Genomic DNA, 14,848 nt, shown 5'->3' with positions numbered 1-14,848 from the left:
GGCGCCGTTAAGGCGCCCTTGAAAAACTCTGCGGTGACTTACAGAATTTCCAACAGCTCGACGTCAAACACCAGCGCGCTGAATGGCGGGATGGATGCGCCTGCACCACGCTCGCCGTAGGCCAGGTCGTGTGGGATGTACAGCTGCCATTTGGAGCCGACCGGCATCAGAGTCAGCGCTTCGATCCAGCCTGGGATCACGCCGCTGACCGGGAATTCTGCCGGCTGGCCGCGCTCTACAGAGCTGTCGAACACGTCGCCGTTAATCAGACGGCCGGTGTAATGCACACGCACGCGATCCTGACGGGACGGGATTGGGCCATCGCCCTGCTCCAGCACGGAGAACTGCAGACCGGATTCGGTCAGCGTCACTTCGTCACGTTTGGCGTTGTCTTCCAGGAATTTCTGACCTTCAACGGCCATCGCCTGCTGACGATCGCGACGCACGGCATCAGCACGTTCGTGAATTTCACGCAGTGCACGGTGAACCACGTCTACCGGAACCGCCGGGGCATTCCCTTCCAGCGCGTCACGCAAACCTGCCAGCAGAGCTTCCGGTTGTAAACCTTCCAGACCGGACTCTTGCAACTGCTGGCCGACCTGTAAACCAATCCCGTAACTCGCTTGAGCTTCAACGCTGTCAAAAGAAGGGGTTGTCATGGGGTTTTCCTTTAGTCTTTAAAAAGTCGAAAGCGCAGCATAACAGCGCCGTAAAGCCGGGTAAAATCTTGTGTGGAGAATGATGACTTTTGTCGTAGAAAAAGAAACAATAACCTCCTGTTAACGCCCGCTCCCGCGCCCCAGGCGAATTGCCTGCCGCAACAGGCATGGGTTTGCTGCTGCCTTTCACTTCAATCAGTTAGCGGACTATACTGAAACAAGAGCATCGGGACGTCGGTACAGCCTTTTGTACCCTGATATTTTACGCCGTTGAAGAGAGGTCACCATGGGCAGAATCTCGCCCAGGAGAAGGAAAACCACCCGTGTCTACCAGCCATTGCTGCGTACCTGGCTGAACTTCAGCCAGCGCCTGAAACCAGGCTCCGCGCCAGAGGCGGTAGAAGATCCGGATTCAGAACAACCACCGGGAAACGGTAAGGGGCAAAGTATCAAAGCATTATTGCTGAAGATCTGGCACCTGCCGGACGGTTTCGGTTGGATGGAGCCATTACCCTATTTTCACCGCCGCTGGACCCTGATTTTCGGCATCATCCTGCTGTTGGCGCTGCTATGGCCATACTCTTCCCAGAACAGCGGGCAACCTTTCCCGGTTACCCAGCAGGATAACAGCGTGCCATTGCGGGCCGATCTGCAAAATAATGCTCAGCAACAGCACGCTGTCGAACCTGAACCGGCGGGCAACTGGCAACGTTTCCAGATCCAGCCGGGGCAGACGCTGGCGCAACTGTTCCGCGACAACAGCCTGCCGGTGAACGAAGTCTTCGCCATGGCGCAGGTGGAAGGTAATGACAAGCCGCTCAGTAACATGAAAGCCGGCCAGGAAGTACGTATCGAACGTGATACTAACGGCGTGATCACCGCGCTCTCGGTCACCGCCGCTGATAATACGCAGGTGTTGTTCCGCCGCCAGGCCGACGGCAGTTACCGCCGCGAGCGTTAATCGGCCAACTGCGCCAACAGAAAGTCGCGCAGCACGACGCCATGGTTGTGCTGTGTGTCTTTACTGCCATAAAGAAGGGTCATGGGCTGACCTTGCCGTAATAATGCCACCAGCGGCTGCCAGGCGTCATTTTCCGCCAGTTGCCGTCGGTAGCGGCTTTCAAACTCTTCCCACTGCTCAAGGTGCTGATGAAACCACTGCCGCAGTGCGTTATCCGGTGCCACCTGCTTTAGCCACTGCACGCCCTGCAGCCTTTCCTTGCTGACGCCTCGCGGCCACAGCCGATCTATCAGATAACAGTTCACCGGCGCCGGGCCAGTAAAATCATACACACGCTGTAAGTTAATCTCTGCCATTTGCCGCTGCTCCTCACTCAAGGTGATAACAGGGTAACGCGATTTAGCGGACCTAAGAAAAGCAAAACGCCAGCACGAGGCTGGCGTTTTAACTTGGCGAGCAGCAGCGATTAAGCTTCTGCTACCACAACTACATTCAGCTGTGCGAATACGTCGCTGTGTACCTGGAACTGAACTTCGTGTTCACCAGTGGTACGCAGAACGCCATTCGGCAGACGAACTTCGCTCTTGGCAACTTCAACGCCTGCCGCAGTAACTGCGTCAGCGATGTCGCGGGTGCCGATAGAGCCGAACAGTTTACCTTCGTCGCCTGATTTAGACGCGATGGTGACTGAACCCAGTTCGTTGATCTTGGTTGCGCGAGCTTCAGCAGCAGTCAGAATTTCAGCCAGTTTGGCTTCCAGTTCTGCACGGCGTACTTCGAAGAACTCTACGTTTTTCTTGGTAGCAGGAACAGCTTTGCCCTGTGGTACCAGGAAGTTACGGGCGTAGCCCGCTTTAACGTTAACTTGATCACCCAGGCTGCCCAGGTTTGCTACTTTATCAAGCAGAATAACTTGCATTACCTTATCCTCTTAAAGTCGTTAATAGACGGCGGCCGATTACTGATGACGATCAGTGTATGGCAGCAGGGACAGGTAGCGAGCGCGCTTGATGCAGCGAGCCAGCTGACGCTGGTATTTTGCACGAGTACCGGTAATACGGCTCGGGACAATTTTACCGCTTTCGGTAATGTAGTTTTTCAACGTTGCGATATCTTTGTAATCGATCTCAACAACGCCTTCCGCTGTGAAACGGCAGAACTTGCGACGACGGAAATAACGTGCCATTAGGCTAGTCTCCAGAATCTATCAATTCAATCTGCTCGGCATGCAACACCATTTTGTTCAGTCCATTGCGCCCTTGATGGCTGCTAATGAAACCGGAAACGGTGAGAGGCGTGCCGACCGTTATACTTTGAGTAATGGCCTGATGGGCCTTGCCGCTGATAATCACCGGCATACGACACCAGGCTTGCCGGGTAAAACCGGCTTCCACTTGCACTGAACGGTGCTCAAGCACGAACTGGCAATGTGGAATACCTGACGGGCTCACTTTACGCGTCGGCGTCTTGCACACGGTGCCAGACAACGTCAGCCGATTAGCCGTCACGGTAAATTACTCTTCAGAATCCCCAGCATCAGCATCATCTGCGGTTTCGTTAGCGAAGTCTTCGCGGCGATCGCCACGACGTTCGTCTTTCGCTTTAACCATCGGAGATGCTTCAGTTACCGCGTGCTTAACGCGCATAACCATGCTACGGATAACGGCGTCGTTGAAGCGGAAGTTTGTTTCCAGCTCATCGATCGCTTCCTGCGGAGCTTCAACGTTCAGCAGAACGTAGTGGGCTTTGTGCAGTTTGTTGATCGGGTAAGCCAGTTGACGGCGGCCCCAGTCTTCCAGACGGTGAATCTGACCAGCAGCGTTAGTGATGGTAGCACTGTAACGCTCGATCATGCCCGGAACCTGTTCGCTTTGGTCAGGGTGGACCATAAAAACGATTTCGTAATGACGCATCGAATTGCTCCTTACGGATTATTCAGCCTCCTGTCAGGGTCAACCGCGGCCCATGGAAGCAAGGAACGTGTATGTGTGTGCGGCTGAAAAAATGACGCGTAATCATACTTGCGCAGGCTGAAAAACTCAAGGGTCGAAGGGGGCTTATTATCGGTAATGCGAAGCGGATGCGTAAATAGCACGATTTGCTGTCGGCAAAACCTATGTACACAAATCCATCAGTTGAAAAAATCTCTCAATAAAATCATCACTGCCGCATGAATTTCATTCATTTTTTTTGAAAGAGGCCATCAAAATGGCGGCCTTTTTAATCCTGCCGGAAGGTCTAAAATTGTAGTTATCCGCCGCAGACAGCGCGACGAAAAAGATTTGAGGTTATTCAATACATGCAAATAACTTTTTGCTGCACTGGCACCGGCTGTCAGGCCGTTGAAGCAAACAGTTAAGAGAGGCAATTATGAAACACATCACCATCGCTACCGCCATTGCTTTACTGTTTTCCGCCAACGTCATGGCCGCAACAGAGATCACCTCACACCAGGCCGATCAACGTCAAAGCGTTGGCTTCGTCACGCTGAACCAGAATGTGGTTTCTCCAGATGACGCCACCAGTCAGGTGAGCAAGATAGCCGACCAGCGCGGCGCCACCGCCTATCGGATCATTGCCCTGCATGAGCCTGAAAACAACAGCACCATCCACGTCAGCGCCGAACTGTATCGCTAAGTGAAAATGCAGTACCAGGGAAGCAACTCGCGCCTAAAACAGTAAATTAAACTGCGAAAGTCACCATCGGCCCCCTGCCTGCAGGGGGCTTTTTTACAGCGATTGCACGAAGAAATCGGCGGTGGTACTGAGCGCCTGTGGCGTAATGCGGTGCTTGACTCCCGGCTCAGTGAGTAACGTCAATTGTCGGTCCCAGCCACTCTGGCGCAGTTCGGTCGCCAGCCGCAGGCTTTCCGCCGCCGGCACCAGGTCATCCGCCTCACCGTGCCACAGCAGCAAAGGACGATCGGCAACTTTCTCCAACTGCTGTTCCAGACCGTAATCCGCCAGCATGGCAATGCGCGCATCAAAATCCTCGCTCGACAAAGGATTTCCCTGCTCATCCAGCGGTGGGAACAGCGTTTGTGCCAGAGAGGTGTAGTAACCGGCCCCCATCAGGCTGGCCGCCGCTTTCACCCACGGATAGCGGGCAAAACTGCCCAATGTCGTCATGCCGCCCATTGACGCACCGCCCACGCCAATGCGCCCCTCGGCAATCAGACCGAGCTGTTCAAAGTGCGCCCTCAGCGCCGGTAACTCGTCAATATTGCGTCGAAGGATCTCCCAAAAACTGGCCAGCCGTTTGGCTTCATTGCCATCAAAACGTTCGCCGTGCAGATCGGCATCCGGCAGCACCACACGAAACCCTGCTTTGGCCAATGCATAGGCAAAGTAGGCGTACACTTCTTTCGACGAGGTATAGCCATGGTAGAAAAATACCGTCGGCAATGGCTGGTGATATTGCCCCGCAGGCACCGCGTGGATCACCGCAGTGTCTCCCACCCGCTCGTCATAGATTTCAATCATCCGTTTTTCTCCACGTCGCTGTTTGCCTCCATAATGGCAAACTTGAGCTTAATAGCATTAGCTCAATCTGTTCCAATTTATAATGAGTTACACTGAAATCATGCTTTCCGCTTTGTCGAGGTCTCTATGAAACTGTCCCATCTGTTGCTGCCCCTGGCGCTGGTCACGCTGCTTAGTGCCTGTGGCATAATGACCACGACGCCAAAAGCCCCGCCGGCGCCCAATGGGCAGGCGCAAGAGGTAACCCGGGCGCAAACCGGCAGTCTGGTGAAAATGGGCACCACCAGCGCCCTGGTCCGCGGCAGTCCGATGGATGTGGAAGCAGAAATTCAGAAGAAAGCCAACGCCAGCGGCGCACGCTATTACATGATCATGATGAACAGTGAAACCGTGGTGCCCGGCCAGTGGTATTCGCAGGCGATCCTGTACCGGTAAACTCTGGAGTTTTAATAAGATTTACATTGGCTTTGCACAGACTGAAGTTGGCTGTTGCACACTGGCGGTCAGCGCGCCGCAGCCTGCGAGCGTGAGTCCAGGATCCGACCAAGGGGAACGCCATGACACGCTCCGCCGCACTCACCGCCCTCCTGCTCTCAATGGGGTTACTCAGCGCCAGCGCTCAGTCCGCTGAGTTGGCGCCCGCAGACCGCGTTACGCCACTCAGCGAAATTGCACAAATCACCCTGAATAACCTGCCCGGCTCGCCTCAGGATGTAGAACAATTGATTGCCCGCAAGGCTGATGAGCATGGGGCGAGCTATTACCGCATCCTGCGGATGGAAGAACAGGCGCATCAGCCTGGCTGGCGCGCCTTTGCAATTCTCTATCTTTAGTAGGTCATGCAGGCCGCATTCAGTATGCCGCCGCTGATTGACACGCCCCCCAGGAAAATCCCGGCGGCGACGTGATTGGACTCAATCTTGTCGCTGATACGCGGCATATAGATTTTCACCGCCGCAAACAGCAGCAGTTGTACCACCAAGGCCACCACGCCCCATAGCAGGTAGTCCAGCAGGCTGACCGAGTTGATCGCCGCGCTGGCCAACGGGATCACATAACCCAGGCAGGCGCCGACGAATCCAAAAGCGGCTGACTGATTGTCGGCCTTGATCAACGCCCATTCGTCATGCGGCGTAATGCGGGTATAAACAAACAAGAACACCAGAACCATGGCAAAGCCACTGAAGAAATAAGAGGCGAATGCCGCCAACGCGCTGAGAATATCCATGTCATGTTTCCTGGTCAGAGGTCAGTATCCCTTACGGGCCAAGTGCTGAATTAAAAAGCTTTTCCCGCTGTAGCGCTACTGTTTTCCCTAGCCTCCCATCGCTCGGGCAAACAACGTCTCGCACAGACGGTCTGGTAATGTTCGCTCACCACGGGTATCGAGCATCATTTGGCACCAGGCTTCCGCTAACGGCGGTGAACTGTAGCGCAGAAGCTGCGCCGCGGCGAACAGATTGAATAACGCTCCGGTGACTGCCCGTCCCTGCTCCTCCTGGGGTTTGCGCATCAACTGGAGCAAATGCCGCCACTGGCGATCAAAGTGACGGTTCTGCCCCCTGACCTCACCAAATTCAAGCTCCAGGGCTTCCTGTACCACCGGCAGCTTCCCCCAGGCTCGCATCACGTCCAGACACATGATATTGCCGGAACCTTCCCAAATGCTGTTCACCGGCATTTCACGGTACAGCCGCGGCAGTTCACTCTCTTCACAGTAGCCGATACCGCCCAGCGCCTCCATCGCTTCGCCGACAAAAGGAATGCCCTGTCGACAGACTTCAAACTTCGCCGCCGGGGTCATCACCCGACACAGCGCCTGTTCCAAAGGCGCCCCGACGCCGATGCTGTCATAGGCTCGCGCCAGGCGCATCAGGGCCGCCGTTTGCCCCTCCAGCCGCAGCGCCATCCGCGCCAACACCTGACGCATCATCGGTTGTTCGATCAAGGGTTTGCCGAACGCCTGCCGCTGCAGAGCGTGATATAACGCCACCGATAGCCCGCGCCGCATCAAACCCTGGCTGCCCAACGCACAGTCAAAACGCGTCAGGCCACCCATTTTCAGGATATGCCGCACGCCATCCCCTTCCTCGCCCACCAGCCAGGCGCTGGCGTCCTGAAACTCAACCTCTCCGCTGGCGTTGGAACGATTACCCAGTTTATCCTTCAGCCGCTCCAGCCGAATGGCGTTGCGCGTGCCGTCCGGCAAAATACGTGGCAGGAAGAAGCACGACAGTCCCCCTTCGGCCTGCGCCAGCACCAGGTGCGCATCGCTTTGCGGCACCGAGAAAAACCATTTGTGTCCTACCAGTCGGTAAGCCTCCCCCGGGCCGCGGGCCGCTAACGGGCTGGCGGCGGTGGTATTGCTCAATACGTCGGAACCGCCCTGCTTTTCGGTCATGCCCATGCCAATCAGCAAGCCGCGCTTTTGCCCACCGGGTAGCACATGCGCGTCGTAACGATCGGATAGCAGTGGCGTTAACCAGGATTGGAATTCTGCCGGCAGAGAACGCTGCAGCAGTGGGATAGCGCCAAAGGTCATGGTCACCGGACACAGGGTGCCGGCTTCGACCTGAGCATGCAGCACAAAACGCGCGGCGCGCGCCACGAATGAACCAATACGGGCATCCTCCTGCCACGGCAGGTTATGCACACGGTTAGCGATCAAGCCTTGCATCAGGATATGCCAGGCGGGATGGAAACGGACGTCGTCCAACCGCTGGCCGGTAGCATCATAGCGCAATAACTCCGGTGGGTTGGCATTGGCCAGTCGCCCCAGTTCCAGCGATTCCTGGGTACCCAACTGCTGCCCCAACGAGGCCAGCACTTCCACATCCCAACCGGCTTGCTCGCGCTGTACCGCCTCATGCAGTGGCGTATCGGACAGGAACAGATTGCTATTCCCCAGCGGCTTCGGCTGATTAAAAACGGTGTGTGTATTCCAGACCATCGGCTTGCTCCCTGATAAAGGCGTCAGGAGTAAGTATGGTCGTCAGGGGGATTTCTGCCGCAGGTGAGATCACAGGGTGGGAATTGAGAAAGCAACAAGGGCGCAAAATTCTGCGCCCTTACCGGTAAATCAGCTGCGCTGACGCACCGCTTCAAACAGGCAGATGCCGGTCGCCACTGAAACGTTCAGTGAAGACACCGTCCCGGCCATTGGAATGCTGATCAACTCGTCACAGTGCTCGCGAGTCAGACGACGCATACCTTCGCCCTCTGCCCCCATCACCAGCGCCATCGGGCCAGTCATTTTGCTCTGGAACAAAGTGTGATCGGCTTCGCCGGCAGTGCCGACGACCCAGACGTTCATTTCCTGCAGCAAACGCAGGGTACGCGCCAGGTTGGTGACGCGAATCAACGGAACGTTTTCCGCCGCGCCGCAGGCCACTTTCTTGGCGGTAGCGTTTAACTGGGCAGAGCGATCGCGCGGGACGATCACCGCGTGTACACCGGCCGCATCGGCACTGCGAAGACAGGCGCCGAGGTTGTGCGGGTCGGTCACGCCGTCCAACACCAGCAGGAAAGGCGTGTCCACGCTTTCCAGCAGCGCCGGCAAATCGTTTTCCTGATACTGACGCCCTTCGCGCACCCGGGCGATAATCCCCTGATGCACCGCGCCCTCGACCTTCTCATCCAGCCACTGGCGGTTAGCCACCTGGATAACAATGCCGGTCGCTTCCAGCTCGGCAATCAGCGGCTGCAAGCGGCGATCGTCACGCCCTTTGAGGATAAACACTTCCAGGAAGCGTTGCGGATCGTTGTCTAACAGGGCCTTGACGGCATGAATACCGTAAATAATTTCGCTCATGATGCTCTTTTAACTGTGCGGCTGGCGTATGCCAGCCGGTGATAATGACGTGTGGCAGCTTAAGCCTGCTCAGCACCTTTCTTCTTGCCGGCGCGTTTGGCCTTGGTCGCCGACGCTATTTTCCGGGTTTTGTCGGACACTTTCTTGGCTTTCGCCTTTTTGTCTTTCTTCACCTTGTCAGCGGGTTTGGCTTCGTCTTTACGGAAGGCGCTGTCAGGCTCAAAATTGGCCGGCGCTTTACCACCACGACGTTTGCGTGGTGCAGAAGTGCGGCCTGCACCGGCTCCGCCACGCAGGGTGCGTTGGCCACCATTCTTGGCACGATCGCGTTCGGTTTTGCCTTCACCACGCGGCTTGCGAGTGCTGGAGACCAGAGCGAAGTCAATTTTACGCTCGTCCATATGCACCGCTTCAACGCGGATCTCTACCGTATCGCCCAGGCGATAAACCACGCCGGAGGATTCGCCAATCAGACGCTGGCCGATATTATCGTAGCGATAATAGTCATTATCCAGCGATGATACGTGCACCAGACCGTCGATAAACAGATCGTTCAGACGAACGAAGAAACCAAAGCCGGTCACGCTGGCAATAATACCGCTGAACACTTCCCCGACGTGATCCTGCATAAAGTCGCATTTCAGCCAGTCGGCAACGTTACGCGTCGCTTCATCAGCGCGGCGCTCGGCCATCGAACAGTGCTCGCCCAGCTGCAGCATTTCTTCAAACTCGCTGTGCCAACCACCGGTCGGCGTCCAGCGCTCTTTCGGCTCGCCGTGCTCTTTAGCCAGCTGGTATTTGATTGCGCGGTGCATCGCCAGATCCGGATAACGACGGATCGGTGAGGTGAAGTGGCCATAAGAAGCCAGCGCCAGACCAAAGTGGCCCCGGTTTTCCGGATCGTAGACCGCCTGCTTCATGGAACGCAGCAGCATGGTTTGCAGCATTTCATGGTCAGGACGTTCGGAAACTTCATCCATCAAGGTGGCGTAGTCCTTCGGCTGCGGCTTGTTACCGCCGCCCAGCGTCAGGCCCAGTTCGCCCAGCACGCTGCGCAACGCGGTAATGTGATCGTCGCTTGGACGGTCATGCACGCGGAACAGCGCCGGCTCGTTATTCTTCTCAACGAAGCGTGCCGCGGCAACGTTCGCCATGATCATGCACTCTTCGATCAGTTTGTGGGCGTCGTTACGCACCGTTGGCTCAACACGTTCAATACGACGTTCGGCGTTGAAGATAAACTTGGCTTCTTCGGTTTCGAAAGCAATACCGCCACGTTCGGCGCGCGCCTGATCCAACACCTTGTACATTGTGTGCAGTTCTTCCAGGTGCTTGACCAGCGGGTGATAATGTTCACGCAGCTCCTGATCGCCCTGCAAGATGTGCCAGACTTTGTTGTAGGTTAAACGGGCGTGAGAGCTCATTACCGCTTCATAGAATTTGGCCGTCGACAGACGCCCCTGGGCGGAGATGGTCATCTCGCACACCATACACAGGCGGTCAACCTGCGGGTTAAGCGAACACAGGCCGTTGGACAGCACTTCCGGCAGCATCGGGATGACTTCTGATGGGAAGTACACCGAAGTTGCGCGGTTGCGCGCTTCGTCATCCAGCGCGGTGCGCGGACGCACGTAGTAGCTGACGTCGGCAATGGCCACCCACAGGCGCCAACCGCCACCGCGTTTTTTCTCACAGTAAACCGCGTCATCGAAATCGCGTGCATCTTCGCCGTCAATGGTCACCAAAGGTAACTGACGCAGATCGACACGGCCTTTCTTGGCGGCTTCAGGTACCTGTTCACTGAGATCGGCAACCTGTTTTTCCACCTGTGGCGGCCAAACATGCGGGATCTCATGGGTGCGCAGAGCGATATCCACCGCCATGCTGGTGCCCATTTTATCGCCGAGGATCTCAACGATCTTGCCTACCGCCTTGGTGCGACGGGTCGGACGTTGGGTCAGCTCAACCACCACCATAAAGCCCATGCGTGCGCCACTGGCTGCTTCGGCCGGGATCAGGATATCAAAGCTCAGGCGGCTATCATCCGGCACCACAAAGCCGGTACCGGCATCCATAAAGAAGCGACCGACGATTTGGCTGGTTTTCGGCACCAGCACACGGACGATACGCGCTTCACGGCGGCCCTTGCGATCTGCAGCCATTGCCTGTGCCAGCACCACATCACCGTGGATTGCCATTTTCATCTGCTCAGCTGACAGATACAGGTCGTCTTTGCTGCCTTCAATACGCAGGAAACCAAAGCCATCACGGTGGCCGATAACGGTACCGCGCAGCAGATCGAGACGTTCCGGCAGCGCATAGCACTGACGGCGGGTAAATATTAACTGACCGTCACGTTCCATCGCACGCAAACGGCGACGCAACGCTTCTAACGGCTCTTCACCGGTTAAATTCAGCTCTTTGGCCAGCTCTTCGCGGCTGGCCGGCGTTTCTCTTTTCGCCAGATGGGCCAGAATGAATTCACGGCTCGGGATTGGGGATTCATATTTTTCTGCTTCTCGTTCCAGGAATGGATCTTGTGACATTGCGGTTCCTCCGTTGTCATCAGCAGGGTGCCGCTGAGCCTTGTCTTCTCAGCGACGCTTTATTCGACAAGCAATAGCTTGTAGAGCGATGGATTGTCTTCGACCATATCGGCCAGCGTGTGGCTGTCCAGCTCTTCAAGGAAATTCTGTACGCCCTGTTGGAGCACCTGTTTCAGGCGGCAAGCAGGGGTTATGTGGCAGAAAGTACTGTTGCAGTTAACCAGTGACAGCGGCTCCAGCGCCCTGACTACGTCGCCGAGGCGAATGGTTTCGGCCGGTTTGCCTAAACGGATGCCGCCGTTCTTACCGCGCACTGCGGTTACAAACCCAACACGGCTTAACTGATTGATGATCTTTACCATATGGTTTCTGGACACGCCGTAGACCTCGGTAACTTCCGAGATGCTGGTCATTTTGTCCGGTGGCAGCGAGGCCATGTAGATCAACGCCCGCAGGCCGTAATCAGTAAAACTTGTTAACTGCACATCTACCTCTGGGTATCATTTTACCCGTCTGATACGCCGATTTTCGGCATTATTCAAAAGATTACTTATTGGATAATAAACCAGCCAGAGAGTTCGCCGCTAATTATTTAGCGCATCTCGGACGCTGGACAGGTTAAAGAAAGGATTTTTTGAAGTGAAATCGCAACCGGGGGAAATCAGGATAAAAACAAACCGGGACAATGCCCGGTTTGTTTTACTGCAGTAAAACCAGATTATGCGTCGAACGGGTCGCGCAGGATCATGGTTTCGCTACGGTCTGGACCTGTAGAGATAATGTCTACCGGCACGCCAGTCAGCTCTTCAATACGCTTGATGTAGTTCAGCGCCGCCTGTGGCAGTTTGCTGTGTTCTTTCACGCCAAAAGTGGTGTCGCTCCAGCCCGGCATGCTTTCGTAGATGGGTTCAATACCTTCCCAACCTTCAGCCGCCAACGGAGTGGTGGTCATTTCGCGGCCGTCAGGCATGCGGTAACCCACGCAGATCTTCACTTCTTTCAAGCCGTCCAACACGTCCAGCTTGGTCAGGCAGAAGCCGGACAGGGAGTTGATCTGTACAGAGCGGCGAACCGCTACCGCGTCCAGCCAACCAGTACGACGACGGCGGCCAGTAGTAGCACCGAATTCGTTACCCTGCTTGCACAGGAATTCACCGGTTTCGTCGAACAGTTCAGTTGGGAACGGACCTGCACCCACACGGGTAGAGTAGGCTTTAACGATGCCCAGTACGTAATCCACGTAACGCGGACCAATACCTGAACCGGTAGCAACGCCGCCAGCAGTGGTATTTGAAGAGGTCACGTACGGATAGGTACCGTGGTCGATATCCAGCAGGGTGCCCTGTGCGCCTTCGAACATGATCAGGTCGCCACGCTTGCGCGCGCCGTCCAGCAGTTCGGACACGTCAACAACCATTGCAGTCAGGATGTCGGCGATAGACAGCACATAATCCAGAGTCGCCTGGTAATCAACGGCTTCAACTTTGTAGTAGTTGACCAACTGGAAGTTATGGTAATCAACAATTTCCTTCAGCTTAACGGCGAAGGTTTCTTTGTTGAACAAGTCGCTAACGCGCAGACCGCGACGAGCCACTTTATCTTCGTAAGCCGGGCCGATACCGCGACCGGTGGTACCGATAGCTTTCGCGCCGCGTGCTTTCTCGCGCGCGTTATCCAGCGCAACGTGATAAGGCAGGATCAGCGGGCAGGCTTCGGACAGTAACAGACGTTCGCGTACCGGGATGCCGCGCGCTTCGAGTTCACCCATTTCTTTCATCAATGCGTCTGGAGCCAGAACCACACCGTTGCCGATGATGCTGGTCACGTTTTCACGCAGAATGCCTGATGGAATCAAATGAAGGACGGTTTTTTCACCGTTAATAACCAGAGTGTGGCCAGCGTTATGGCCCCCTTGGTAGCGCACTACATATTGAGCCCGTTCGGTCAGCAGGTCTACGACCTTGCCCTTACCTTCGTCACCCCATTGAGTGCCCAGTACGACGACGTTCTTACCCATTTTAAAAATCACCGGTTGCTTAAAAATGGATTCTACCACCGTAATTCGCGAGTTTCAGCACTTTTAGCATAGGGTTGCATATTTTTTAGGCTAAACTTTAAACCCCTGCGTGTGTACGCAACATGTAGTAGATCACACAGCCTGCAACCACTATTCCACCGCCAAATCGGCGCAGTGTCGCGTCAGGAAACTGGGTCATCGCCAGTATCATTTTGCGCCAGGCCTGCGGAAACAGCATCGGGCCCAAGCCTTCCAGCACCAAAACCAGCCCAAGCGCCAGCCAGATCGTTGAATTCATCAATGTCTCCCAAAAAGAAAGGGCCCGCGTTTAAACGGGCCCTCGATCATTAACCTGTCGCGGTTACTTGCGTACGGAATCAGGCGACTTCATGTAGCGGAAGAAATCGCTGTCCGGGCTCAGTACCATCACGTCCTGGTTATTGCTGCTGAAGCTGGTTTCATAAGCACGCAGGCTACGGATAAAGGCGTAGAAGTCCGGATCCTGACTGAATGCGTTAGCAAACAGTTTGGCCGCTTCGGCATTACCTTCACCACGGGTGATACGCGCTGTACGTTCGGCTTCCGCCAGGGTACGAGTCACTTCGTAGTCTGCGGTAGCGCGCAGCTTCTCAGCCTCTTCCTGACCCTGTGAACGGTGACGACGGGCTACCGCTTCACGCTCGGCGCGCATACGCTGGTAGATTGCATCAGACACTTCTGCCGGCAGGTTGATCTGTTTGATACGCACGTCGATCACTTCGATACCCAACGCCGCCATGCTGTTCGGGTTAACCTTCGGCAGTTTGCCGGTGGTTTCCTTTTCAACACGCGCCGCTGCAGAAGCAATAGCGTCATCGGCTTCGGTGGTCGCCACTTCCTGGTCATCACCGACGGTACCGGTGTTCAGCGCGTCACGCACGTCGGACATCAGTTTACCGCGCGAGTCGGTCACGATGTCTTTAACATCCAGACGACCAATTTCGGAACGCAGACGGTCACTGAACTTACGTTTCAGCAACACTTCGGCCTGTGATACATCACCGCCGCCGGTTGCCAGATAGTAACGGCTGAAATCGCTGATACGCCATTTCAGGTATGAGTCGACGATCAGGTCTTTCTTCTCGCTGGTAACAAAGCGGTCAGCCTGGTTGTCCATGGTCTGGATACGTGCATCCAGCGTTTTCACTGTTTCAATGAACGGGATCTTGAAGTGCAGGCCCGGCGCATAGACCAGCGGTTTGTTGTCGCTGTCACGCAGTACCTTGCCGAAACGCAGCACGATGCCGCGCTGACCTTCCTGAACCACGAACAAGGATGCATACAACGCCACCAGCACCGCGAGGATAATTACTATAAAAGACTTACGCATTG

At 55.6% G+C, this 14,848-nt stretch carries 19 protein-coding genes; 4 read left to right on the top strand and 15 right to left on the bottom strand.

What is annotated here, in order from left to right; translation table 11 throughout:
- Positions 1 to 38 precede the first annotated feature (38 nt).
- Entirely contained in the window at positions 39 to 659 is a 621-nt protein-coding gene (gene fklB, locus ACSOSI_RS01745; RefSeq protein WP_012004913.1) for an FKBP-type peptidyl-prolyl cis-trans isomerase, read from the bottom strand.
- Positions 660 to 945: 286 nt separating this feature from the next.
- Here fklB and ACSOSI_RS01740 point away from each other — a divergent pair, with 286 nt between their 5' ends.
- Positions 946 to 1,620: an OapA family protein gene (locus ACSOSI_RS01740; protein ID WP_026142162.1), complete on the top strand. Its 675-nt coding sequence runs from the start codon at positions 946 to 948 to the stop codon at positions 1,618 to 1,620.
- On the opposite strand, the gene ACSOSI_RS01735 is transcribed toward ACSOSI_RS01740, so the two are convergent.
- The 5 genes from ACSOSI_RS01735 to rpsF form a co-directional block, all read right to left on the bottom strand.
- Positions 1,617 to 1,976, bottom strand: coding sequence for a DUF488 domain-containing protein (locus ACSOSI_RS01735; RefSeq protein ID WP_115183398.1), 360 nt, complete (start codon positions 1,974 to 1,976; stop codon positions 1,617 to 1,619). The two genes, ACSOSI_RS01740 and ACSOSI_RS01735, sit on opposite strands and share 4 nt — an antisense overlap.
- Positions 1,977 to 2,086: 110 nt before the next feature.
- A complete protein-coding gene (gene rplI, locus ACSOSI_RS01730) occupies positions 2,087 to 2,539 on the bottom strand; it encodes a 50S ribosomal protein L9 (RefSeq protein WP_012004910.1) in 453 nt (150 codons plus the stop codon).
- 39 nt (positions 2,540 to 2,578) lie between these two features.
- Positions 2,579 to 2,806, bottom strand: a complete 228-nt coding sequence (gene rpsR, locus ACSOSI_RS01725) for a 30S ribosomal protein S18 (RefSeq protein ID WP_002210155.1) — start codon at positions 2,804 to 2,806, stop codon at positions 2,579 to 2,581.
- Positions 2,807 to 2,810: 4 nt separating this feature from the next.
- Positions 2,811 to 3,128, bottom strand: a complete 318-nt coding sequence (gene priB / locus ACSOSI_RS01720; RefSeq protein WP_012004909.1) for a primosomal replication protein N — start codon at positions 3,126 to 3,128, stop codon at positions 2,811 to 2,813.
- A 6-nt stretch (positions 3,129 to 3,134) separates the two neighbouring features.
- Positions 3,135 to 3,533, bottom strand: coding sequence for a 30S ribosomal protein S6 (gene rpsF, locus ACSOSI_RS01715; protein WP_006317459.1), 399 nt, complete (start codon positions 3,531 to 3,533; stop codon positions 3,135 to 3,137).
- Positions 3,534 to 3,990: 457 nt separating this feature from the next.
- Between rpsF and ACSOSI_RS01710 the strand changes: the two genes are divergently transcribed.
- The gene (locus tag ACSOSI_RS01710; RefSeq protein ID WP_012004908.1) at positions 3,991 to 4,257 is read left to right on the top strand and encodes a YdgH/BhsA/McbA family protein; all 267 of its coding nucleotides are present in this window, start codon (positions 3,991 to 3,993) and stop codon (positions 4,255 to 4,257) included.
- Between the two features lie 93 nt (positions 4,258 to 4,350).
- Here ACSOSI_RS01710 and yjfP read toward each other — a convergent pair whose 3' ends face one another.
- Complete coding sequence (gene yjfP / locus ACSOSI_RS01705) at positions 4,351 to 5,103, bottom strand: esterase (protein ID WP_476706444.1); 753 nt, start codon at positions 5,101 to 5,103, stop codon at positions 4,351 to 4,353.
- A gap of 126 nt (positions 5,104 to 5,229) precedes the next feature.
- Between yjfP and bsmA the strand changes: the two genes are divergently transcribed.
- Both bsmA and ACSOSI_RS01695 read left to right on the top strand, forming a co-directional pair.
- Positions 5,230 to 5,538 carry a biofilm peroxide resistance protein BsmA gene (gene bsmA / locus ACSOSI_RS01700; protein WP_218218423.1) on the top strand — a complete coding sequence of 103 codons (309 nt, stop codon included), beginning with the start codon at positions 5,230 to 5,232 and terminating at the stop codon, positions 5,536 to 5,538.
- A 122-nt stretch (positions 5,539 to 5,660) separates the two neighbouring features.
- Positions 5,661 to 5,936 (top strand): YdgH/BhsA/McbA family protein, encoded by a 276-nt coding sequence (locus tag ACSOSI_RS01695; RefSeq protein WP_012004905.1) that lies wholly within the window; start codon positions 5,661 to 5,663, stop codon positions 5,934 to 5,936.
- Here ACSOSI_RS01695 and ACSOSI_RS01690 read toward each other — a convergent pair.
- The 8 genes from ACSOSI_RS01690 to hflC form a co-directional block, all read right to left on the bottom strand.
- The gene (locus ACSOSI_RS01690) at positions 5,933 to 6,331 is read right to left on the bottom strand and encodes a DUF350 domain-containing protein (RefSeq protein WP_012004904.1); all 399 of its coding nucleotides are present in this window, start codon (positions 6,329 to 6,331) and stop codon (positions 5,933 to 5,935) included. The genes ACSOSI_RS01695 and ACSOSI_RS01690 overlap by 4 nt on opposite strands.
- Before the next feature lie 87 nt (positions 6,332 to 6,418).
- On the bottom strand, positions 6,419 to 8,053 hold the full coding sequence (locus tag ACSOSI_RS01685; RefSeq protein ID WP_476706443.1) for an isovaleryl-CoA dehydrogenase: 1,635 nt from the start codon (positions 8,051 to 8,053) through the stop codon (positions 6,419 to 6,421).
- A 129-nt stretch (positions 8,054 to 8,182) separates the two neighbouring features.
- Positions 8,183 to 8,914, bottom strand: a complete 732-nt coding sequence (rlmB, locus tag ACSOSI_RS01680) for a 23S rRNA (guanosine(2251)-2'-O)-methyltransferase RlmB (RefSeq protein ID WP_012004902.1) — start codon at positions 8,912 to 8,914, stop codon at positions 8,183 to 8,185.
- A gap of 59 nt (positions 8,915 to 8,973) precedes the next feature.
- The gene (gene rnr, locus ACSOSI_RS01675; protein ID WP_017891362.1) at positions 8,974 to 11,460 is read right to left on the bottom strand and encodes a ribonuclease R; all 2,487 of its coding nucleotides are present in this window, start codon (positions 11,458 to 11,460) and stop codon (positions 8,974 to 8,976) included.
- Between the two features lie 59 nt (positions 11,461 to 11,519).
- Positions 11,520 to 11,945, bottom strand: a complete 426-nt coding sequence (nsrR, locus tag ACSOSI_RS01670; protein WP_012004900.1) for a nitric oxide-sensing transcriptional repressor NsrR — start codon at positions 11,943 to 11,945, stop codon at positions 11,520 to 11,522.
- Positions 11,946 to 12,178: 233 nt separating this feature from the next.
- A complete protein-coding gene (locus ACSOSI_RS01665; protein WP_012004899.1) occupies positions 12,179 to 13,477 on the bottom strand; it encodes an adenylosuccinate synthase in 1,299 nt (432 codons plus the stop codon).
- A 97-nt stretch (positions 13,478 to 13,574) separates the two neighbouring features.
- The gene (locus ACSOSI_RS01660) at positions 13,575 to 13,775 is read right to left on the bottom strand and encodes a DUF2065 domain-containing protein (protein ID WP_017891360.1); all 201 of its coding nucleotides are present in this window, start codon (positions 13,773 to 13,775) and stop codon (positions 13,575 to 13,577) included.
- 63 nt (positions 13,776 to 13,838) lie between these two features.
- The gene (gene hflC, locus ACSOSI_RS01655; RefSeq protein WP_012004897.1) at positions 13,839 to 14,846 is read right to left on the bottom strand and encodes a protease modulator HflC; all 1,008 of its coding nucleotides are present in this window, start codon (positions 14,844 to 14,846) and stop codon (positions 13,839 to 13,841) included.
- Positions 14,847 to 14,848: the final 2 nt, after the last annotated feature.

It is taken from the genome of Serratia sp. AR11 (genome assembly GCF_056376275.1).
Note: the sequence above shows the minus strand (reverse complement) of the source record. Positions and strands in the feature narration are given on the sequence as shown.

Coding starts and splice junctions, on each gene's coding strand:
- ACSOSI_RS01710 (WP_012004908.1), top strand. CDS start 3,991: ATGAAACACATCACCATCGCTACCGCCATTGCTTTACTGTTTTCCGCC.
- ACSOSI_RS01740 (WP_026142162.1), top strand. CDS start 946: ATGGGCAGAATCTCGCCCAGGAGAAGGAAAACCACCCGTGTCTACCAG.
- ACSOSI_RS01665 (WP_012004899.1), bottom strand. CDS start 13,477: ATGGGTAAGAACGTCGTCGTACTGGGCACTCAATGGGGTGACGAAGGT.
- ACSOSI_RS01660 (WP_017891360.1), bottom strand. CDS start 13,775: ATGAATTCAACGATCTGGCTGGCGCTTGGGCTGGTTTTGGTGCTGGAA.
- yjfP (WP_476706444.1), bottom strand. CDS start 5,103: ATGATTGAAATCTATGACGAGCGGGTGGGAGACACTGCGGTGATCCAC.
- ACSOSI_RS01690 (WP_012004904.1), bottom strand. CDS start 6,331: ATGGATATTCTCAGCGCGTTGGCGGCATTCGCCTCTTATTTCTTCAGT.
- bsmA (WP_218218423.1), top strand. CDS start 5,230: ATGAAACTGTCCCATCTGTTGCTGCCCCTGGCGCTGGTCACGCTGCTT.
- rnr (WP_017891362.1), bottom strand. CDS start 11,460: ATGTCACAAGATCCATTCCTGGAACGAGAAGCAGAAAAATATGAATCC.
- hflC (WP_012004897.1), bottom strand. CDS start 14,846: ATGCGTAAGTCTTTTATAGTAATTATCCTCGCGGTGCTGGTGGCGTTG.
- ACSOSI_RS01685 (WP_476706443.1), bottom strand. CDS start 8,053: ATGGTCTGGAATACACACACCGTTTTTAATCAGCCGAAGCCGCTGGGG.
- rpsF (WP_006317459.1), bottom strand. CDS start 3,533: ATGCGTCATTACGAAATCGTTTTTATGGTCCACCCTGACCAAAGCGAA.
- rpsR (WP_002210155.1), bottom strand. CDS start 2,806: ATGGCACGTTATTTCCGTCGTCGCAAGTTCTGCCGTTTCACAGCGGAA.
- rplI (WP_012004910.1), bottom strand. CDS start 2,539: ATGCAAGTTATTCTGCTTGATAAAGTAGCAAACCTGGGCAGCCTGGGT.
- fklB (WP_012004913.1), bottom strand. CDS start 659: ATGACAACCCCTTCTTTTGACAGCGTTGAAGCTCAAGCGAGTTACGGG.
- rlmB (WP_012004902.1), bottom strand. CDS start 8,914: ATGAGCGAAATTATTTACGGTATTCATGCCGTCAAGGCCCTGTTAGAC.
- ACSOSI_RS01695 (WP_012004905.1), top strand. CDS start 5,661: ATGACACGCTCCGCCGCACTCACCGCCCTCCTGCTCTCAATGGGGTTA.
- ACSOSI_RS01735 (WP_115183398.1), bottom strand. CDS start 1,976: ATGGCAGAGATTAACTTACAGCGTGTGTATGATTTTACTGGCCCGGCG.